This is a genomic window from Streptomyces sp. NBC_01525 (assembly GCF_045040405.1).
Lineage (GTDB): Bacteria > Actinomycetota > Actinomycetes > Streptomycetales > Streptomycetaceae > Streptomyces > Streptomyces benahoarensis.
Map to the genome: position 1 here is coordinate 3,622,460 of NZ_CP109397.1, position 18,063 is coordinate 3,640,522.

Sequence of the window (18,063 nt, forward strand, 5' to 3'; positions counted from 1 at the left end):
GGGGCGCGGCGGCCGGGGCGAGCCGCGCTCGGTCCGTACGCCCCCGGGGTACGGCGGCCACGGGTCCCTACTTCCCGACCCGGTAGCGCAGATGGGTGACGCCCTCGCCCTCGACCACCGCCACCGGCCCGTCGAACCGCACCGGTGTGCTCCCGAGCCCGTCGAAGAGCCGCGTGCCGCCGCCCAGGACCACCGGCACCAGCGCGATACCGACCTCGTCGAGCAACCCGGCCTCCAGACACTGCCGGGCCATCTGCCCGCCGTTCACCACGACGTCCTTCTCCCCGGCCAGCTCCTGCGCCCGGGCCACCGCTGCCTCGATGCCGCCGGTGACGAAGACGAAGTTCTCGTCGTCCTCGGGACGGTCCTCCGGACGCCGGTGGGTGAGCACGACCGTGGTCACGTCCATCGGATGCCGCCCGCCCCAGGCGTGCGTCAGGTCGTAGAGGTGCCGCCCGACGACCAGCGCCCCCGTGTTCCCCCACTCCCGCCGGATCAGCTCGGCGCTGGCCGCCGACACGCGGAACGGCGGTACGTCGGGACTGGCCGTCGGGATCTCGGCATCGCCGTCGCCGTACCACCGGAACAGCAGGTCGAAGCCGCTCTCCTCCGGCCCGGCGATGTAGCCGTCCAAGGACATCGTGGTGACGCTGGTGGTGACCTTGCCCATCTGCTGTCTCCTTCGCCTGCCTGCGGGGGCGCGGGTCGGACCCCCGTGATCGACGGCATCCACCCTGCCCCGGACCGGACGGAACAACCGCCGGGTGCTGCCCCGCCACCTCACCCACCGCCTCGACGCCCTCCTGGAAACGCTCGCCTTCACGGACCGCCCCGGAGCGCCCGAAACCCCCGACACCGACGTCCTGCTCACCGTCGCCGACGCGGTACGCCACCATCGCCCGCTCTCGCTCCGCTACACCGACCGCACCGGCCACCGCACCGAACGCACCCTGCACGCCTACGGAATCGTCGCTCACGCCGGCCGCTGGTACGTCACGGGCGAGGACACCCGACTCGGCGAGGCCCGCTCCCTCCGCCTCGACCGCATCACCGACGCCCGGCCCCTGCCCGGCACGTTCGAGGAACCCCCGGGCCTCGACCCGGCCCAGCGCGTGATCTCCGCCCTCGCCACGGCTGCCTACCGCGGGCGGGACTGAGGGCGGGGGCCGGGCGGCGAGTGGTGACCGGCGCGCGAGCCACCGCTGCCCAAGTCCCGGCGTCCGGCCCGGTGTCCGGGACGCACGCGGCACCCGGACCGGCCGGTGCCCCGGCCCGCCGCACAGCGCCCGGCGTCCCTGACACCATGTGCGGATGACCGCCCCCGCTCACCGCGGCCGGACCGGGAACGAGCCCCCCAGGACGAGTCGGCACGCCTCCTCCAGCGCCCCCTTGAGCTCCTCGTCCGCATCCGCCAGGAACTCCGCGTCCAGTTCCGACACGAGGCCCCGCGCCCTGGCGAGCAGCGCGCGGCCTTCGTCGGTCAGCTCCAGTCGTGCGCGGTGCCCCTGCCCCTGAAGGTTGCGTTCCACCGCCCCCATCTCCTCCAGCAGGAGAACGGTGGCGCGCATACTCTGACTGGTGACGCCCGCACGGCGGGCAAGATCGCTGTACGACAGGTCGGCGTCGCGCGAGAGGTGTCCGAGCGCGCTGAACAGCCGCACCGACAGGCCGATGCCGACGAGCCGGTCCTCCATCTGCGCCTGCAGACGCCGCCCGGCGGCGATCACCAATATGACGGTCGACGGTGCACCCTCCGGCGCCTTGCTCACCTGAGACTCCCTACCGGGGCTCTACGTTCCGGAACCCCGTGTTCAGTGTCCCAGGCCGCCTCTCAGGCCGGCGGCACCACGACACCGAGCCGCTCGGCCGCCCGCTCGGACAGCTCCCGGAGGACGGCGTGCTTCTCGTCGAAATCCCTGATCGAGGCCCCGGCCAGCTCGGGCCCGGCCAGCTCCGGCGTACCGACGCCGAACAGGGGCTCCGGGGCGTACTCCCAGGTCAGTTCGGACCGGCGCGCGGCCTCGGTGCCGCGGAGGTCCTGGATCAGCCGCAGCGCGATTTCCAGGCCGCCGGTCGCCGGTCCGGCGGTGATGCGGTTGCGGTCCTCCACGACGCGGTTGGTCGGCACCGGGGTCGCCCCGTAGTACGGCAGCAGGTCGTACGCGTGGAAGTTGGTGGTGGCCCGGTACCCGCGGAGCAGCCCGGCCGCGCCCAGCAGCACGCTGCCCATGCAGACACCCGCGACCCACTTCGCGCGGCCGCCGCGGTCGGCGAGGAACTCCAGCGTCTCGGCGTCCTCGCAGATCTCGGCGGGCACCGCGCCCGCGAGCAGGACGTCGAGGTCGGCCGGGCAGTCCTCGAACGTGGTGGTCGCACGCGTGGGGAAGTGGGGGGTGCCCGTCAGCTCGTCGAGGTCCTTCCAGACGAGATGCACGTTCACCTCCGGCTGGAAGCCCAGAAGCGTGTGGACCCCGATGACATCGGCCGGCAGGTACCCAGGACACACCAGGATCGCGACTTCGAGCTTGCGCAGTTCATCGGTCATGTTCCTTCTTCTCCTCGCCTCGCAGGTCTTGCAGCTAGACTACAAGTTGGCCTGTAAGTCCCCGCTAAGAAGACTGCCCATACCCCTCCCCTGTACAGCCGCCCGGCTCCTCCGCGGGAGGCCGGGGCGGTGCGGGATGCCGGAGCTGTCGCTCCGGTTCGGTCGGCAGGTCTCACGGGCCCAGGTGCTGTTCAGCCGGCCTCAAGGGCCCAGGTGCCGTCCGCGCCGGGGCCGCACGCCCAGGGCCCCTGATGGCCCGTCTCCGCCACGCCCCGCTTCTCGGAAGAGCCTTCCGTCAGGAGCTCTCCACGCCGACCGCCCCCGTGTACGGCCGCACCCGCCTCGCGATCCGCTCGTCCACCTCCCCCATATCGGCCCACCGCGCCAGCCCCGTACGGAGCACCACACGCGGTACGGCGTCCGCGCGGGCGGCGAAGAGGTACCGGAATCCGACGCGAATCCGGGGCGCGCCGCCCGCCCCACCCCCGGGCGCCACGCCGACATCGACGAGCACCGGCCCCTCCGCCCCCGGCACCGCCCACGCCTCCCGCACCCCACCGAACTCCCGCAACAGCCCGTACGACGTCCCCCGAAGCGAACCGTCCCCCGGCTCGGGCACCCCCTCCGGAAACGCCCACCCCCCCGCTGTGCCGCAGCAGCAACGCCCGCCCCCGCTCATCGACCAACAGCGCCCCGGCCCGCACCTCGGGACACCGCCCACCGTGCGGACACCGCTCCCGCCGCGCGTGATCCCGCAGGGCGTCGTAGAGCGGGAGCAACGGGCCCAGTTCATCCGGGTGTTGGCGTAGGTAGTCGGTGAGTTCGCGGGTGAGGGCTCCGGCGTCAACGGTCACGACCATCCTCCTCGGGGAGAGAGGCGAGGAGGGCCTGCGACTGGCCCTGGCCGAGCAGCGTCCGGCACGTACGCGCCATGGCCCGCAGGTGCAGCCAGGCGGCGAAGGGGCCCTCACCGGGGCCCGTACGCAGACACTGCCAGTCACGCAGGGCGGTGGCGGTACGGGACGTGACAGTGTCCGGCGAGCGTCCTTCCCACGCCTTCGCGGCCCTCGCGCAGTGCTCCGCGAGCCGTGCCGCCAGGTCGGCGATCTCTTCGGCGGGCGGCATCTGCTGGTGGGGCGCCAGGGCGCGGTGGCAGTCCTGGTAGGCGGCGTCACGGTCCCGCACCGACAGGGAGGGAAGATTCTCGGCACCGTCGGTCGGCGAAGGGGCAATGCCCAAGACTTCTGGGGGCATGAGGTGAACTCCATTCTGTGGACAGCACATTCACTCTTGAGCAGCGCGGATTCCCATGCCGCGGGTAAGCGGTGGTGCACGCGGCTATGGTCGAAGCGCGTCGACTCTCCGTTGAGCTAGCCACGAACCTAAGAGCGTTGACCCGGTCATAAAACTGACGAGAAGTACGAGTTGAGCGCTGGTACCAGGAGCAGGAGCCGATGGCATGACTCCAGGGCAAGGAAGCCGTCCACGAAAATCACTGACAAGCGGTCAGGGTTTACGCGGCAGGGTTCATGAAGGGGCTGTCTCGGGCCACCTTTTCAAGATCACGCGCGAGCGCGCGGGGATGACGCAGCGGACTCTGTCAGAGAGGCTGGGCGTGGACATCACGACGGTCCAGGGGTGGGAGTCGGGGCGTCGACCGCTGACGGCGCTATCAGCCGCACAGTTCCGTACGGCAAAGCGCGATCTGCTCTTCCACGGTGCCGACCCCGCGCTTCTGGCGCTCTTCGATGTGGCCATGGACGCCGACGCTGTTCTGTGTCATGCGCTACACGCCGGGAAGTGGGACCAGAGGGCGCACCCGCTGGCAAGCCTCGTGTTCACGCGTACATCAATGCACATGGTGGCTTGGGCGCTCACAGGCATGCCGCCCGCGGCGCTGCCCGCTGCTCCGCCCGGAGTGGCCCGCAGGCGTGGCCCCTCGCCTGCGGGACCCTTGCTTCGGTGAGCCTGAACGTCGCATGTTTTTTGACCACTTGCGGCACAGTGCGGAGGACGCCGAGGCTTCGGGGAGCGGCGGCCCCCTTCTTCGCCGTCAAGCGCTGTATCTGTGCAGCTACGACACCGCATCGGACACGCGCACCTGGATCGCGGACATGCGTGCGCGGCGGCCCCTGACGGCGTGTGGTGGCCTATGGACGTGGGCAGACGCCCGTTCTCTGGCGACATCTCTTGCTCGATACGGCGAACGCGACCCGCTGTGGGCGTTCACCGAGAGATCCATGTCCGATGATGTCGGCGAACTGGCGAACCTGAACTACTGGGCGTACTGGCTCGGGCTCGATCACCTGCCCAGGGGCGATGACGCGTTCATGGGAGACCGCTCGGTGTGGGACGCGGGCGCGCTGCTTCGGTGTCTTGTCGACCGGCTCCACCCTGACCTCGGATGCATCGATCTCAATGTGCATTCCGTGTGGTCATTGCTCACCGCTCGTCCAGGAGTTCTGGCGGTGGACCCTGACCTGTGCCGGGATCTCCGTGAACGCGTCGTAAGGCTGCTGGAGAGCGGAGAGGTCTCCCGTCAGTCCCGGCGCGAGCTCGACGCGGTGCATTACGGTCTGAGGCTGAACACCCCATGATCCGGGAAGGACACCACATGTCTGACGATCAGCACGCCAAGGGGACCGTTGGCTACCTGATGGAGATGGGCGCGCTGAAGCGCGGAAAGCGTTCCGGCTGGTGGATCGCGGGGGTGAAGGACCCGGAGACCATCGCCGAGCACTCGTTCCGCGTCGCCGTCGTCGGCGCGGTCCTGGCGATGATGGAGGGCGCCGACCCCGCCAAGGTCGCGTTGTTGTGCACCTTCCACGACACCCAGGAGACCCGCGTCGGCGACATCCCGTGGATCGGCCGCCGCTATCTGACGGCGGCGAAGAACGAGGACGTGACCCGGGACCAGGTCGCCGACGCGCACCCCGAGGTGGCGTCGGGAATCCAGGCCGTGATCGACGAATACGAGAACGGCGACTCGCTCGAAGTCCTCGTCGCGCACGACGCCGACAAGCTGGAATGCATGATTCAGGGTCTCGAATACCTCGAACAGGGATACCGCAACGCCCGCGAATGGGTCGACAGTACCCGCGCCAAACTCAAGACACCGTCGGCAATCGAACTCGCCGATGCTGCACAGAACATGTCCTCGGCGGAGTGGCAGCGGACGTATCTGCAGTAGGTGCGCGCTCGCCTTCACCGCCGCACGCCGGGAAAGGGACTTCCATCCAGGAAAGGGACTTCCATGCGCCTGGGAATCACCGGCCACCGCGGCCTCTCCGCCGAGGTCGAACGTCAGGTCCGGGCCCGCCTCCACGCGGAGTTGGAGGCGTACGACGACTCCGACCTGTGCGGTATCTCGTGCCTCGCGGATGGCCCCGACGCCTGGTTCGCGGAGGCCGTTCTCGCGCGCGGCGGGCGGCTGGAGGTGGTCGTACCGGCCGACGAGTACCGGGCCGGTCTGCCCGTGTCCCGCCACGCCACGTACGACGCGCTGCTCGCCCGGGCGGCCGAGGTGCACCGCACCGGCATGCGCGTGTCGACGGAGCAGGCGCACATGCGCGGCAGCGAGGTCCTCGTCGGGCTGGCCGACCGGCTCCTCGCCGTTTGGGACGGGCAACCGGCGCGCGGCTACGGCGGCACCGCAGACGTGGTGGCCCACGCCCGGCGTACCGGAGTGCCGGTCGCGGTCGTTCGGCCGGAGGGGGCGACGCGGGATGAGGCCCGGACCCGTACGAACGCGCCGGGCCCCGCCCCGCGCACACCATGACCCGACGAGAGGGGAACGCAGAATGACAACCGAAGGCGCACGCATCTTCCGGGAGGCGTGGATCGACGGAGTGCGGCGGCACTTCCCCGGGGAGCCGAAGCCCGGTTACGTCACGCCGTGGGACGGGACGCCCGAGTGGGAGCGGGCGGCCGCGGGGGCGGTGTACGCGCAGGTGCGGCAGTTCCTGGAGGTGAGCGACGGGCACGCGGCCCGGCTCACGCGGGAGCAGAAGGGCCGGTTCGTCGCCACGTGCTGGACGGCGCAGATGTACCGGCACTTCGCGGACCCGAAGCCCGGCTATGTCGCCGACTGGCCCCAACTGCCGCAGTGGCAGCGGGAGACGGACGCGGACATCTTCGAGGCGATCGAGACGGTCGAGGCAGCCGTCTAGACGGCCGCGGGGGAGGGCCCGGAGAAGGGTTACGGGAACTTTTCGCCCCGCCGCGCTCTCTCTCCAGCCGTACGGCCCCTCTCCTCAGCCGTACGGCCCATTCCCCGCCGAGAGGAGCTGATCCGGATGGTGCGTCGCGTACGCGCGCTGTTGCTGACCGTCTTGTTGCTGGTGACGGGCGCGGTGATGTCGTCCACCCCGGCCGCCGCCGTCATCGGCGGGACGGAGAGTACGTACGGGCCGTGGGCGGTGCGGATGCTCGTCGACGGGAAACCGGAGTGCACGGGGACGGCGGTCGCCCCGGAGTGGATCATCAGTGCCTCGCACTGCTTCTTCGAGCAGGCGCAGCCGATCGCCGACCGGCGGATCTTGTTCCGGGTCGGCGACCTCGACATGAACAAGGGCACCAGGGTCCGTCCGGTGCCCGGCGCGCGCCACGGCGCCGCGGACGCCGACATGATGCTGATCAAGGTCCCGCCGATGAAGATCCCCACCGCGCCCCTGGCCACCTCGCCGGTCCGGCAGGGGCAGCTGGTCCGCCAGTACGGGTGGGGCGCCACCTGCACCGGGGACGAGAACACCTGCCAGTCCCCGGTGCTCAAGCAGTCGGACCTGCGCGTCGTACGGCCGGACGACCCGCGGTGCGAGGGCTTCAGCGCGCCGGGCGGCTCCGACTTCTGCATGGAGAAGGTGACCGGGCTGCCCGCGGGCGGCGACTCCGGCGGCCCGGTGATGAGCATCGCCCCCAACGGCACCGAAACCCTCCTCGGCGTCTTCGACACCTCCGACCGCGAGCAGATCGCCGGAGCGGGCGAGATCTCTCAGCAGCTGTCCTGGATCCGGTCGGTCATCGGGAAGTAGCGGGGGAGGGGCACGACCGCGGCCCGTCAAGCCACCCCACCCCACCCCACCCCACCCCACCCCACCCCACCCCACCCCGCCTCATCAGGCCATGTGCTCGGAAGAACACTCCCGAGCACGTGACATACCACCCGGTACGCGCCGAGAATCGCACCCAGCGTCACTACTTGCCCGTAACAAGCGCCCGCAGCAGCGCACGTACCACGCGGAGGCACCCGGTGTTCAGCACGATGCAGGACGTACCGCTCACGGTCTCGCGGATCCTGGAGCACGGTTCGACCGTCCACGGATCGTCGCAGGTCATCACCTGGACCGGTGGCGAGCCGCACCGGCGGACCTTCGCGGAGGTCGGCGCGCGGGCCGCGCGGCTCGCCCACGCGCTGCGCGGCATCGGCGTCGAGCGGGAGGACCGTGTCGCGACTCTTCTTTGGAATAATGCTGAGCACCTGGAGGCGTATCTTGCCGTCCCCTCCATGGGCGCGGTGCTGCACACCCTCAACCTGCGGCTCGCCCCGGAGCAGTTGACCTGGATCGCGCACCACGCCGAGGACCGCGTCCTGCTCGTCAACGGCAGCCTGCTGCCGCTCCTCGCGCCCCTGCTGCCCCAACTGCCGCTCCTGGAACACCTCATCGTCACGGGGCCCGGCGACCGTACCGTCCTGGACGGCGCCCGCCCCACCGTCCATGACTACGAGGAATTCCTCACCAGGCACCCGGAGCGCTACGACTGGCCCGAGCTGGACGAACGCGAGGCCGCCATCCTCTGCTACACCTCCGGCACCACCGGCGACCCCAAGGGCGTCCTCTACAGCCACCGCTCGCTCTACCTGCACTGCCTCCAGGTCAACACCGCCGAATCCTTCGCGCTCGGCGCCGGTGACCTGGCACTTCCCGTCGTCCCGATGTTCCACGTCAACGCCTGGGGACTGCCGCACGCCGCGTTCATGGCCGGTGCCTCGCTGCTGATGCCGGACCGGTTCCTCCAGCCCGCGCCGCTCGCCGAGATGATCGCGACGCTGCGGCCCACCATCGGCGCCGCCGTCCCCACCATCTGGCAGGGCCTCCTCGCCGAACTCGACGCCAACCGGCGGGACGTGGCCTGTCTGCGGACCGTCATCATCGGCGGCTCCGCCTGCCCGCCCGCCCTGATGCGCGGCTTCGAGGAGCGGCACGGCATCCGCGTCGTCCACGCCTGGGGCATGACGGAGACCTCCCCGCTCGGCACCGTCGCCCACCCGCCCGCCGGGGCCACCGGCGACGACGAGTGGCGCTACCGCACCACCCAGGGCCGCTTCCCCGCCTCCGTCGAGGCACGGCTGACCGGCCCGGACGGCATCCGGCTGCCCTGGGACGGCGTGTCCGCCGGGGAACTGGAGGTCCGCGGCCCGTGGATCGCGGGCGCCTACTACGGCGGTGCGGACGGCGAACCCCAGCGCCCCGAGGACAAGTTCAGCCCCGACGGCTGGCTGCGCACCGGCGATGTCGGCACCATCACCCCAGATGGCTACCTCACCCTCACCGACCGCGCCAAGGACGTCATCAAGTCCGGCGGCGAATGGATCTCCTCCCTGGAGCTGGAGAACCACCTGATGGCCCACCCGGACGTCGCGGAAGCCGCGGTGATCGCCGTACCGGACGACAGGTGGGGCGAACGGCCGCTCGCCACCGTCGTCCTCATCGACTCCGCCACGACCGGCCACGACGCGCTCAAGACGTTCCTCGCCGACCGCATCGCCCGCTGGCAGCTGCCCGAGCGCTGGGCGCGGATCGCGTCCGTCCCGAAGACGAGCGTCGGCAAGTTCGACAAGAAGGCGCTGCGCCAGCGGTACGCGGACGGCGAGCTGGACGTCACCCACCTGGGGTGAGCCGCACACCGACGCGCCGGAGCCCCCGTAGGGACCTCACCTACGGGGGCTCCGGCGTCGCGCGGGCGTGCGCTCAGTTCGTCCCGATCTTCGCCAGCAGGTCGACGATCCGGGCCTGCACCTCGGCGCTGGTGGAACGCTCCGCGAGGAACAGCACCGTCTCGCCCTCCGCGAGGCGCGGCAGCTGCGCCGGGTCGAGGTCGGCGGAGGTGTAGACGACCAGCGGGGTGTGGTCGAGCAGACCGTTCGCCCGCAGCCAGTCGACGATCCCGGCGCGGCGGCGGCGCACCTGCATCAGCTCCATCACCACCAGGTTCGGCCGCACCTGATGCGCGACCGCGACCGCGTCGCTGTCCGCCCCGGCCCGCGCCACCTGCATCCCGCGCCGCTCCAGCGACGCGGTCAACGCCCCGGCGACGACGTCGTTCTGCTCGATCAGCAGCACCCGCGGCGGATGCTGCTCACTGTCCCGCGGCGCCAGCGCCTTCAGCAGCACCGCCGGGTCCGCGCCGTACGCCGCCTCCCGCGTCGCCTGCCCCAGACCGGCCGTGACCAGCACCGGAACCTCCGCCGCACCCGCCGCCTGGCGCAGCGACCGGAGCGCGGTACGGGTGATCGGCCCGGTCAGCGGATCGACGAAGAGCGCGGCCGGATACGCCGCGATCTGCGCGTCGACCTCCTCGCGGGAGTTGACGATCACCGGGCGGTAGCCGCGGTCGCTGAGCGCCTGCTGCGTGGAGACGTCCGGCGCCGGCCACACCAGCAGCCGCCGCGGATTGTCCAGCGGCTCCGGCGGCAACTCGTCGTCCATCGGCGGCTGCTGCGGACCCAGCACCTCCACGGCACCGTTCGGCCCGTCCAGCGGCTCCGGTCCCTCGCTGCCCTCGTCCGGCGCGGAGACCGCGAACGCCCGGCCCTCGCTCGCGTCCAGCAGATGCGGCTGCGGCGCACCCTGCCCGGACGGCGCCGACACCTGCCGACGCCCGGCGCCCGCCTCCCCGCGCCCGCTCTCCTGCGGCGCGGCGAGCCTACGGCGACGACCCGACCCGGCGGCCGGGGTACCGGCGGGCGGCGTGCCCCCGGCAGGGGTCCCCTGCGCTGCCTGCGGATCGACGAGCTGCTGCGCGAACGGCACGCCCTGCCCAAGGGTGCGGACGCTGAACTCCCGGCCGTGCGACTGCCCGGGCCCCGGCCCGCCGTCCTCCTCCGGCCGCTGCTCCGCCTCCGTCTCGGCAGGACTGGGCCGCCCTCGCCGCCGCCCGGTCGGCGCGGGCGCCTCCCCCTCGGCCGGAACGGCCCCGGGCGCACTGCCGTGCGCGGCCCGCGTCGGCTCGGCGGGCGGCACCGGCGCACCCTGCGGCGGTACGGGCTGCGCCGCACCCTGCGGCGGTACGGGCTGACCCGGCCCCTGAGACGGCATCGGCTGCCCCGCACCTTGCGGGGGAACGGGCTGGCCCGGCCCCTGCGACGGCATCGGCTCACCGGCACCCTGCGGCGGTACGGGCTGACCCGGCCCCTGAGACGGCATCGGCTGCCCCGCACCCTGCGGCGGTACGGGCCCGCCGCCGTGGGCCGGGCGCTGCTGCGACACATCCGGGCGGGCCTGCTGCGGCCCGTGCTCCTCGGGACGCCCGTGCTGGCCGTGCTTGCCCTGGTGCACCGGCTGCTGCCCCTGTTGCGGAGCCTGCCGGCCCGGGGCGCCCTGCGGCTGCGCGCCCGGCGCCGCACCGGCGCCCGCCGCGTCCTCGTCGCTGGACTGCGCCACCAGCCCCTCAGGGCCCGCCACGAACATCCCGGACGCCTCGGAATCCGCCATCGCGGCCGCCGCCCGCTCCTCGGCCGCGGCCCGCCGCGCCCGCCGCCGACCGGTCGGCTCGTCCTGCCACTCACCCTGCGGCACACCGGGGTTGACCGCGGGCTCCAGCCCGGGCGGACCCGCCGGAGCCCCGGCGGGCTGCGCCGGACCGTTCGCCACCGGACGTCGCGCCCGGCGCCGCCCGGTCCCCTCGGCCTGCGCGGACGACTGCCCGGTGACCGCGGGCAGCGCCGGAAGCGCGGACCCCGAAGACGTAGCGGACGCAGCGGAGGCCGTGCCCGGCACCTGATCGGCCGCCGCCGGGGGCAGCGCGAACGGCGACCGCCCGCCGCCCGCCGCGTCCGCCCGGCCCGGCCCCTGCTGACCGGCGCGCTCCGGCGCCTCCGCCAGCGCCCGGCGCGCCCGCCGACCGCCGACCTGCTGTGCGATCCCCTGCGGCGGCGCCTGCTGCGCCTGCGCCGGATGCCCGACCGGCGTCAACTGCGCCGCGCCCGTGCCCGCACCACCGGGCAACGCCGGCAGCGCGCCCGCCGCACCGTCCGACTGCGGCGCCCGCCGCCGCCCGGAACCGTCACACTCGGGCGCACCGTCGCCACCCGGGCGCCCGGCCCCGGTCCCACCGGACCCGCCGTCCGTCGCCTCGCCGTCCTGCCGCGCCCGCCGATGACCGCCCGCGCTGTCGCCGACCGCGCGCCCGGCACCGTCCGACCCGCCGGACTCCTCCGAACCCGCCGCGGCCGACGGCTCCGTCCCGCGCGCCCGCTGCGCCGGGAACGGCATCACCGTCGTCCCGTCGCCCTGCGCCTCCCGCGCCGGGCCGCCGCCCGCGGGCACCGTGCCGTCCGCCGACACCGGCAACTCCAGCACCCACGCGCTGCCGCCCGCGCTCTGGCCGCCCGGCACCTTGTGGGTCTGCATCAGCCCGCCGTGCTGCCGCACGATGCCCCGCGCGATCGGCGCGTGCACCGGGTCGCCGCCGCGGTACGGGCCACGCACCTCGATACGGACGACATCGCCGCGCCGCGCCGCGGCCACCACGATCGTCGAGTCCTGGCCCACCGCGCCGCGGCCGCCCGCGCCCTGACCCGCCGCCGCGTCCGCGGCCGGCATCCGGCCCGTCGAGTCGACGCCCGCCACATCCGCGATCAGATGCGACAGCGCCTGCGCCACCCGCTCCGCGTCGACCATCGCCTCGATCGGCGGCGCGTGCACCGCGAACTGCGCCCGGCCCGGCCCGATCAGATCGATCGCGCCCTCCACACCGGCCGCCACCACACCGTCCAGCGACACCTTCTCGCGCCGCAGCTTCTCCGCCCCGGCGTCCAGCCGCTGATAGCTGAGAACGTTGTCGACCAGCGTCGTCATCCGCGCGTGCCCGGCCGCGAGGTGGTGCAGGATCTGGTTGGCCTCCGGCCACAGCTGCCCCGCCGGGTCGGACGCCAGCGTCCGCAGCTCCCCGGTCAGCTCCTCCAACGGCCCGCGCAGCGCCTGCTCCAGCACCGCCAGCAGCTGCGTGTGGCGCGCCGCCAGCGCGTCGTACGGTCGCCGGTCGGTGAACGTCATCACCGCGCCGACCAGCTGATCGCCGTCGCGCACCGGAGCCGTCGTCAGATCGACGGAGACCGACCGGCCGTCCTTCGCCCACAGCGCCTGCCCGCGCACCCGGTGCTTGCGCCCGGACCGCAACGTGTCCGCCAGCGGCGTCTCCTCCCACGGCAACGGCGAACCGTCCGCCCGGGAGTGATGCATCAGCGGATGCAGCTCCTTGCCGCCCAGCTCGCTCGCCCGGTAGCCGAGGATCTGCGCCGCCGACGGATTGACGAGGACGACCTTGCCGTCCGCGTCGACGCCCACGACCCCCTCGGCCGCGGCCCGCAGAATCATCTCCGTCTGCCGCTGCTGACGCGCCAGCTCCGTCTCGGTGTCCAGCGTCCCTGTCAGATCCCGCACCACCAGCATCAGCAGTTCGTTGCCGGTGTAGCCGTTGCGGTGATCCGCGTACGCCGCCTCGAAGGCCGACTCGTACGGGGTACGACCGTCCTCCAGATTGGCGCTGGTCACCTCGACGAGCAGCTCGGTGCCGTCGGTACGGCGCGCCACCATCCGCGTCGGCTTCGTCCGCCCGCCCTCGGCATCGGTGTCGTGCCGCCGCATGGAGCCGGGGATGCGCTTGGAGTCGAACGACGGCAGGAGGTCGAGGAGCCCGCGCCCCACCAGGGCGGTACCGGGCGCCTCGAACGTCTCCAGGGCGATGGTGTTGGCGTTGACGACCGTGCCATTGCAGTTGACGAGCAACAACGCGTCAGGAAGGGCGTCCAGTATGGCTGCGAGGCGAGCAGCGCCTCGGGATGGCCTGCTGCTCACGACGACGCTTCCTCCCTGTTACCGCACAGTGCCGGCCCGGCTGGGCGGGCCGCTGGTAGGGAGTCTACGGGCAGTTGCCGTGGACGCCGAGGCGGATGAGGGGCAGGTGGTGCCCCGGCCGGGTGCGACTCACCGCACGCCCGACATGTGCCCCGCGTCCTGACCTGCCCACCCACTCCGCCACGAAATGGCTCGGGCATCGCGTCATGAACCGGTCGTCGGGAGCAGCGGCTCGAACCGGTCCCAGCGGGCGATCTCACAGCCGTCGGTCCGCCGGAACTCGGCATCCACCGGCCGCCCGGCCCAGTAGCCGGAGACATGCGCGGTGATCGGACCGCCGTACATCATCGTGCACTTCGCGGCCTGCGGAACCGCCGCGAACGTGTCCTGCCCCCACCGCGTCATCCGGTCCAGCCGGTCGCACGCCCCCGCCGCGTCGAAGTGGTTCCCGCCGTCGGGGTGGCAGAACAGCTCGTACCGCCCGTCGATCCCCGCCGGCCCGGACCGCGTCACCGTCACCGTCAGATGATCCGCGGGCCGCAGCGGCCCGGCCCCGCCCTCGCCATCCGTTCGCGCGTCGGGCCCCGGCAGCCCGGAGACGCCCCGGTGGTGACGGTGCCCGGTGGGCGGCCGCAGGCCCGTACGGTCGAGGACCCCGGCCGGACCGGTGGGGTTCGGCGCCGCGGCGCGCTCCCCGGGCAGCGGCAGCGGGATCGGCGCACCCGAGGCGGCGGGCGCGGCCAGCGCCAGCGCGGCTGCGGCGGCCACCACCGGGGCGACGACGGTCAGCAGGGACTTCCTGAGATACGGCATCTCGGCTCCAGAGGAGAGAGCGGAACGGGCGCGCGACACGCACCCACCGGGGCACCTCACGGCCACGCCGCACCCGGCCCCACCCCCTCTAACGCGCCTCCCGCCCCGACGTTTCGCTGCAGGAACGTCTTTGCCCGAGGGGCCGCCCGCCGAGTACCGTAGGGGGCGATTGGTGACAGCCCACAGAGCTGTGCCATCATCTGGACACGCCATAGCGCTCACGCGCTGGTGTGTGGAGGCGTCGCCTAGTCCGGTCTATGGCGCCGCACTGCTAATGCGGTTTGGGGCTTACCCCCCATCGAGGGTTCAAATCCCTCCGCCTCCGCGTTCCGACCTCCGGGCCCCCTCTCCTTAGCGAGAGGGGGCCCGGAGGCGTTTTGCGTACCGGGGGCCGGGAGCCGGGGGCCGGGGGCTTCCACCGGTGGGGGTCGGCGTGTGGGGTGCTCCTGCGGGGCTGGGGCTCCGGGTGGGGCCCGGGTGCGGCGTGCCGGTGGCCGGGCTCGGGTCCCGCTGAGGCTCGCAGTCGTGGATCCCGGCTCGCGCCGCAGTGACGATCACCGGCACGGGCATCAGGCGCTGATCACGGACGCGCCCCTGCGGCGAGGTCCGCCACGGAGGCCCGGCACCGATCTTCGTCACCGCTCGGGGCGCACCCGACGCCCCGAGCGGCCCCCTGTGCTCCCGCAGTGCCATCGATCTCCACCGGTCCCCGCCGATCGTCATCGATCTTCATCGTTTTCACGGAGACGCCGCCGGGGCCGAGCCCCTCCGAACAGCGCCCTCAGGGGCGTTTCTGCAGGTCAGGGACGGTGTGGGCAATGGATTTCGTGTCACGGCGCGGTTCATGTAATGTTGTCCACGCAACGCCGACCGGCAAGAAAAACCGCCGGAAAGCCAAGCGCTCGTAGCTTAACGGATAGAGCATCTGACTACGGATCAGAAGGTTGCAGGTTCGAATCCTGCCGAGCGCACAGCAGATCAGAGGCCCTGTCGAGTAATCGACAGGGCCTCTGGCTTTTGTGTTGACGGCAGTGTTTGACGGCAACCGCCTTGAACGGCTGGTGAGGGAAGGTCGGACGGCTACCAGCGCGCCGGTCGTGCCGTCGTCATCGTCCGGCCGGTTGCCGTCACCCTTCAGCGCGTCCCCGACCCGGTCGAACGCGGAGCGCTGGGAGTCGAGCCGGACGAACGTGTAGATGTCCATGGTTACGCGGATCGAGCTGTGGCCCAGGACTTCCATGATCATGCGAGCGTCGGCGCCCTGTTCGTGGAGCAGGGACGCGCACGTGTGGCGCAGGTCATGGAAGCGGACTTTGCGGATTCCGGTGCGGACGCACAGCGTCGCGAAGGATCGGTTGAGGTTGCGCGGCACGATGGGGGTCCCGTTCTCCGCGTCCGACCAGCGCAGCCCCAGCAGCTCACCACGCCGCAGGCCGATGCGGACCGCCATTTCGTACGCGGCCCACAGACGGTTGTCCCGGGCCGTCGCCAGGAGCTGACGCCCCTCCTTGACCGTGAGCGGTTCGATCTCGCGCTTCGTTCCCATGCTCAGCTCCACGCTCCGGGCCACGTTGCGGGCAACTCGTCCTCGCGTACGGCGTGCTGGAGAGCCGCCCGAAGGAGGGATCACCAGCAAGAAGCGCACGGTCCGGTCGGAGGGGAGCTTCTTGCCGCACGTGCTGAGGGCGCAGCAGCGCAGCTTGTGCTCCGGCCGCTTCTTGTCCTTGCCCTGTGCGCAGCACTGGCAGGTGACCGCTGCCTTGGCGAGGAAGGCGCGGATGTCGCGGGCGGCGAGCCGGGACAGCTTCTTCCTGCCGAACTCCGGGTGATGTAGTTGCGGACCAGCGACTCGTAGTTGATGTAGGTGGTCCTGCGGACAGATCTGCAGGTGTACTCCGCCGTAGCGGTTGTAGGCCGCCCGCCGCCTGCGGCGGGGCTCACGCTCGGGGTCTTTGTGCTTGCCACCTTGCTCGGCCCACTGCCGTCCGGGGCGCGGCATCAGGTAGCGCCCCGTCAGCCGCGTGCCATGCCGCACCCGTCCCCGGGGCATCGTTTCGGACTTCGCCCGTCTGAGTGCGGTCCTGGACGGAGGGCGGCTGGCTCGGTCGTCGGGGAGCTGTTGGAGCGCTCGGAGTTGCTGTCCGAATGGACCGTGGAGAGCTGCGAGGTATGACCACGCGCTTCACCCAGGGGGCCTTCCCGTCGCTGAGCTGCTTGGCCGAGGAACTGGCCCTGCGGCTCCCGCTGAGCGAGGCCAAAGCCATGCTCTTCGAGACGTTCGATCCGGGCACAGGAGACCTTGGGGTGGCCGGCCGGAGAACTGCCTCGTCAAGGGGGCGAAGACCAGGTGCAGGGTCGTGTGGTCAGCTGAGGAAAGACAGCCGGACTTGGCGTTCTGGGCTGTCCCGGTCGGTGTTCACGAGTACGACGGACTGCGCGGCCCCCAGCTCCAGCTCACCCTCGACTACGGGCAACGTGGCGTGTGGTGGGACCAGAGCCGGGAGCATGTGGGCGCTGCTGTGGCCAGGACTGCCGTGGCGGTCTTGCCAGCGGCCGTCCGCCGGAAGAACGTCACGGAGGGCCGCCAGCAGGTCATCGTCGCTGCCCGCGCCGGTCTCGATGATGGCCAGGCCGGACGTCGCGTGGGGGGTGAAGATGTTCAGCAGTCCGTTTCGCCCGTGAGCGGCCTCTCGGAGGAACGCGGAGCATGCGTTCGTGAGGTCGTGCAGGGTCTCGGTGGAGCCGGTTGTGATGTTGATCGTGCGTGTGGTGAAGGTGCCAGCCATGGTTCACCGGTACCCGTCGCGGAGCCTGGTGCTAACGGCCGGATGGGTTGTTCCTCCGGAACTCCGCGAGTATCGGCACGTGGAGTACCTGGCTGCTGCGTAGTCCGGGCAGCAGAATGCCCCTACGGGCAATGTGGCAGTCGAAGGGTTCGGGCGCCGCCTGAGCAGTGCGTCAGCCGCGCTTTTCTTCTTCGGCCTCCATGCGTCGAATGCCTTGGTGCGTCAGCGTGACCATGGCCGGTGTATTGCCCGTGGCCCAGTCGACCGTGATCAGGTCCTCGCCCACCAGATAGGTGCAGGCAGCCGCCAGATCCTCTTCGGGGATCGCGAGTTCCTGGAGCAGCTTCGCCCCGGCGATCCCCAGAAGGCGGTTGCCTTCGGTGGCCTCGTACAGAGCCTGCATGATCTTCTCGCGGTACGCCTTCCGGTCGGTTAGTGATGCCATGACTGCCACCTCTGGGAAAAATGCGCTGTGTTCATCGCGGCGAAGGGTGTGCCAGGACGCCCGGTCGAGGGCCGACTCCGGCGCAGCTGCGTACCTGAGGCCCGGGCTCCCTCAGACCTCGTCCGGATGCGGGCGGCCACGTGCCGAAGGCATCGATTCTGCAGGTGTCATGCCGGCGGGAGCGCTCGAAATGTCCCGACGTGTTCACCGTACTACGGGCGGTTCAGAGGGTTGGGCGGCTGTTGATTCGGGCGGCTCCGCCGTCCGGATCCCCGCGGGGCCTCGCTGTAGTGGAAGGCCGCGATCCGCTCGTCGTGCTGCGCGTTGAGCAGATGGATCAGGAACATGCCCATGACGATCATGAGGATGATCACGGCTACGGTGATGACCGTCTCCACG

Annotated in this window: 16 protein-coding genes, 2 tRNA genes and 3 pseudogenes; 10 read left to right on the forward strand and 11 right to left on the reverse strand. The window is 71.8% G+C overall.

The window, feature by feature from the left end; genetic code table 11:
* Positions 1 to 67: 67 nt before the first annotated feature.
* Positions 68 to 670 carry a dihydrofolate reductase family protein gene (locus OG422_RS16215; protein ID WP_405743482.1) on the reverse strand — a complete coding sequence of 201 codons (603 nt, stop codon included), beginning with the start codon at positions 668 to 670 and terminating at the stop codon, positions 68 to 70.
* An 88-nt stretch (positions 671 to 758) separates the two neighbouring features.
* Between OG422_RS16215 and OG422_RS16220 the strand changes: the two are divergent.
* A pseudogene (locus tag OG422_RS16220) lies at positions 759 to 1,145 on the forward strand (helix-turn-helix transcriptional regulator); the annotation flags it as partial.
* 180 nt (positions 1,146 to 1,325) lie between these two features.
* On the opposite strand, the gene OG422_RS16225 reads toward OG422_RS16220, so the two are convergent.
* The 4 genes from OG422_RS16225 to OG422_RS16240 form a co-directional block, all read right to left on the reverse strand.
* Positions 1,326 to 1,769 (reverse strand): MarR family winged helix-turn-helix transcriptional regulator, encoded by a 444-nt coding sequence (locus OG422_RS16225; RefSeq protein WP_405743483.1) that lies wholly within the window; start codon positions 1,767 to 1,769, stop codon positions 1,326 to 1,328.
* A 62-nt stretch (positions 1,770 to 1,831) separates the two neighbouring features.
* Positions 1,832 to 2,545 carry a DJ-1/PfpI family protein gene (locus OG422_RS16230; RefSeq protein ID WP_405743484.1) on the reverse strand — a complete coding sequence of 238 codons (714 nt, stop codon included), beginning with the start codon at positions 2,543 to 2,545 and terminating at the stop codon, positions 1,832 to 1,834.
* 295 nt (positions 2,546 to 2,840) lie between these two features.
* A complete protein-coding gene (locus OG422_RS16235; RefSeq protein ID WP_405743485.1) occupies positions 2,841 to 3,164 on the reverse strand; it encodes a hypothetical protein in 324 nt (107 codons plus the stop codon).
* 224 nt (positions 3,165 to 3,388) lie between these two features.
* On the reverse strand, positions 3,389 to 3,799 hold the full coding sequence (locus OG422_RS16240; protein WP_405743486.1) for a DUF6415 family natural product biosynthesis protein: 411 nt from the start codon (positions 3,797 to 3,799) through the stop codon (positions 3,389 to 3,391).
* 205 nt (positions 3,800 to 4,004) lie between these two features.
* On the opposite strand from OG422_RS16240, the pseudogene OG422_RS16245 reads away from it, so the two are divergent.
* The 7 genes and pseudogenes from OG422_RS16245 to OG422_RS16275 all read left to right on the forward strand — a co-directional run.
* Positions 4,005 to 4,199 (forward strand): annotated as a pseudogene (locus OG422_RS16245) (helix-turn-helix domain-containing protein); the annotation flags it as partial.
* Between the two features lie 586 nt (positions 4,200 to 4,785).
* The gene (locus OG422_RS16250; RefSeq protein WP_405743487.1) at positions 4,786 to 5,142 is read left to right on the forward strand and encodes a hypothetical protein; all 357 of its coding nucleotides are present in this window, start codon (positions 4,786 to 4,788) and stop codon (positions 5,140 to 5,142) included.
* Positions 5,143 to 5,159: 17 nt separating this feature from the next.
* Positions 5,160 to 5,735, forward strand: coding sequence for an HD family hydrolase (locus OG422_RS16255; RefSeq protein ID WP_405743488.1), 576 nt, complete (start codon positions 5,160 to 5,162; stop codon positions 5,733 to 5,735).
* A gap of 63 nt (positions 5,736 to 5,798) precedes the next feature.
* Positions 5,799 to 6,323, forward strand: a complete 525-nt coding sequence (locus tag OG422_RS16260; protein WP_405743489.1) for a hypothetical protein — start codon at positions 5,799 to 5,801, stop codon at positions 6,321 to 6,323.
* 22 nt (positions 6,324 to 6,345) lie between these two features.
* Positions 6,346 to 6,714 (forward strand): hypothetical protein, encoded by a 369-nt coding sequence (locus OG422_RS16265; RefSeq protein WP_405743490.1) that lies wholly within the window; start codon positions 6,346 to 6,348, stop codon positions 6,712 to 6,714.
* A gap of 126 nt (positions 6,715 to 6,840) precedes the next feature.
* On the forward strand, positions 6,841 to 7,575 hold the full coding sequence (locus OG422_RS16270) for a S1 family peptidase (RefSeq protein ID WP_405743491.1): 735 nt from the start codon (positions 6,841 to 6,843) through the stop codon (positions 7,573 to 7,575).
* A gap of 218 nt (positions 7,576 to 7,793) precedes the next feature.
* Complete coding sequence (locus OG422_RS16275) at positions 7,794 to 9,440, forward strand: long-chain fatty acid--CoA ligase (RefSeq protein WP_405743492.1); 1,647 nt, start codon at positions 7,794 to 7,796, stop codon at positions 9,438 to 9,440.
* A gap of 73 nt (positions 9,441 to 9,513) precedes the next feature.
* On the opposite strand, the gene OG422_RS16280 is transcribed toward OG422_RS16275, so the two are convergent.
* Together OG422_RS16280 and OG422_RS16285 are read right to left on the reverse strand one after the other, a co-directional pair.
* Complete coding sequence (locus OG422_RS16280; RefSeq protein WP_405743493.1) at positions 9,514 to 13,620, reverse strand: PAS domain-containing protein; 4,107 nt, start codon at positions 13,618 to 13,620, stop codon at positions 9,514 to 9,516.
* Positions 13,621 to 13,824: 204 nt separating this feature from the next.
* Positions 13,825 to 14,433 (reverse strand): SSI family serine proteinase inhibitor, encoded by a 609-nt coding sequence (locus OG422_RS16285; protein WP_405743494.1) that lies wholly within the window; start codon positions 14,431 to 14,433, stop codon positions 13,825 to 13,827.
* A gap of 234 nt (positions 14,434 to 14,667) precedes the next feature.
* On the opposite strand from OG422_RS16285, the gene OG422_RS16290 reads away from it, so the two are divergent.
* A tRNA-Ser gene (locus tag OG422_RS16290) sits at positions 14,668 to 14,758 on the forward strand.
* Between the two features lie 573 nt (positions 14,759 to 15,331).
* Positions 15,332 to 15,404, forward strand: a tRNA-Arg gene (locus OG422_RS16295).
* A 278-nt stretch (positions 15,405 to 15,682) separates the two neighbouring features.
* Here OG422_RS16295 and OG422_RS16300 read toward each other — a convergent pair.
* The 4 genes and pseudogenes from OG422_RS16300 to OG422_RS16315 all read right to left on the reverse strand — a co-directional run.
* Positions 15,683 to 16,483 (reverse strand): annotated as a pseudogene (locus OG422_RS16300) (hypothetical protein); the annotation flags it as partial.
* 313 nt (positions 16,484 to 16,796) lie between these two features.
* On the reverse strand, positions 16,797 to 17,219 hold the full coding sequence (locus tag OG422_RS16305; protein WP_143943450.1) for a YjbQ family protein: 423 nt from the start codon (positions 17,217 to 17,219) through the stop codon (positions 16,797 to 16,799).
* Between the two features lie 172 nt (positions 17,220 to 17,391).
* Entirely contained in the window at positions 17,392 to 17,664 is a 273-nt protein-coding gene (locus OG422_RS16310; RefSeq protein ID WP_405743495.1) for a hypothetical protein, read from the reverse strand.
* 212 nt (positions 17,665 to 17,876) lie between these two features.
* On the reverse strand, positions 17,877 to 18,062 hold the full coding sequence (locus tag OG422_RS16315) for a hypothetical protein (protein WP_405743496.1): 186 nt from the start codon (positions 18,060 to 18,062) through the stop codon (positions 17,877 to 17,879).
* Position 18,063 lies beyond the last annotated feature (1 nt).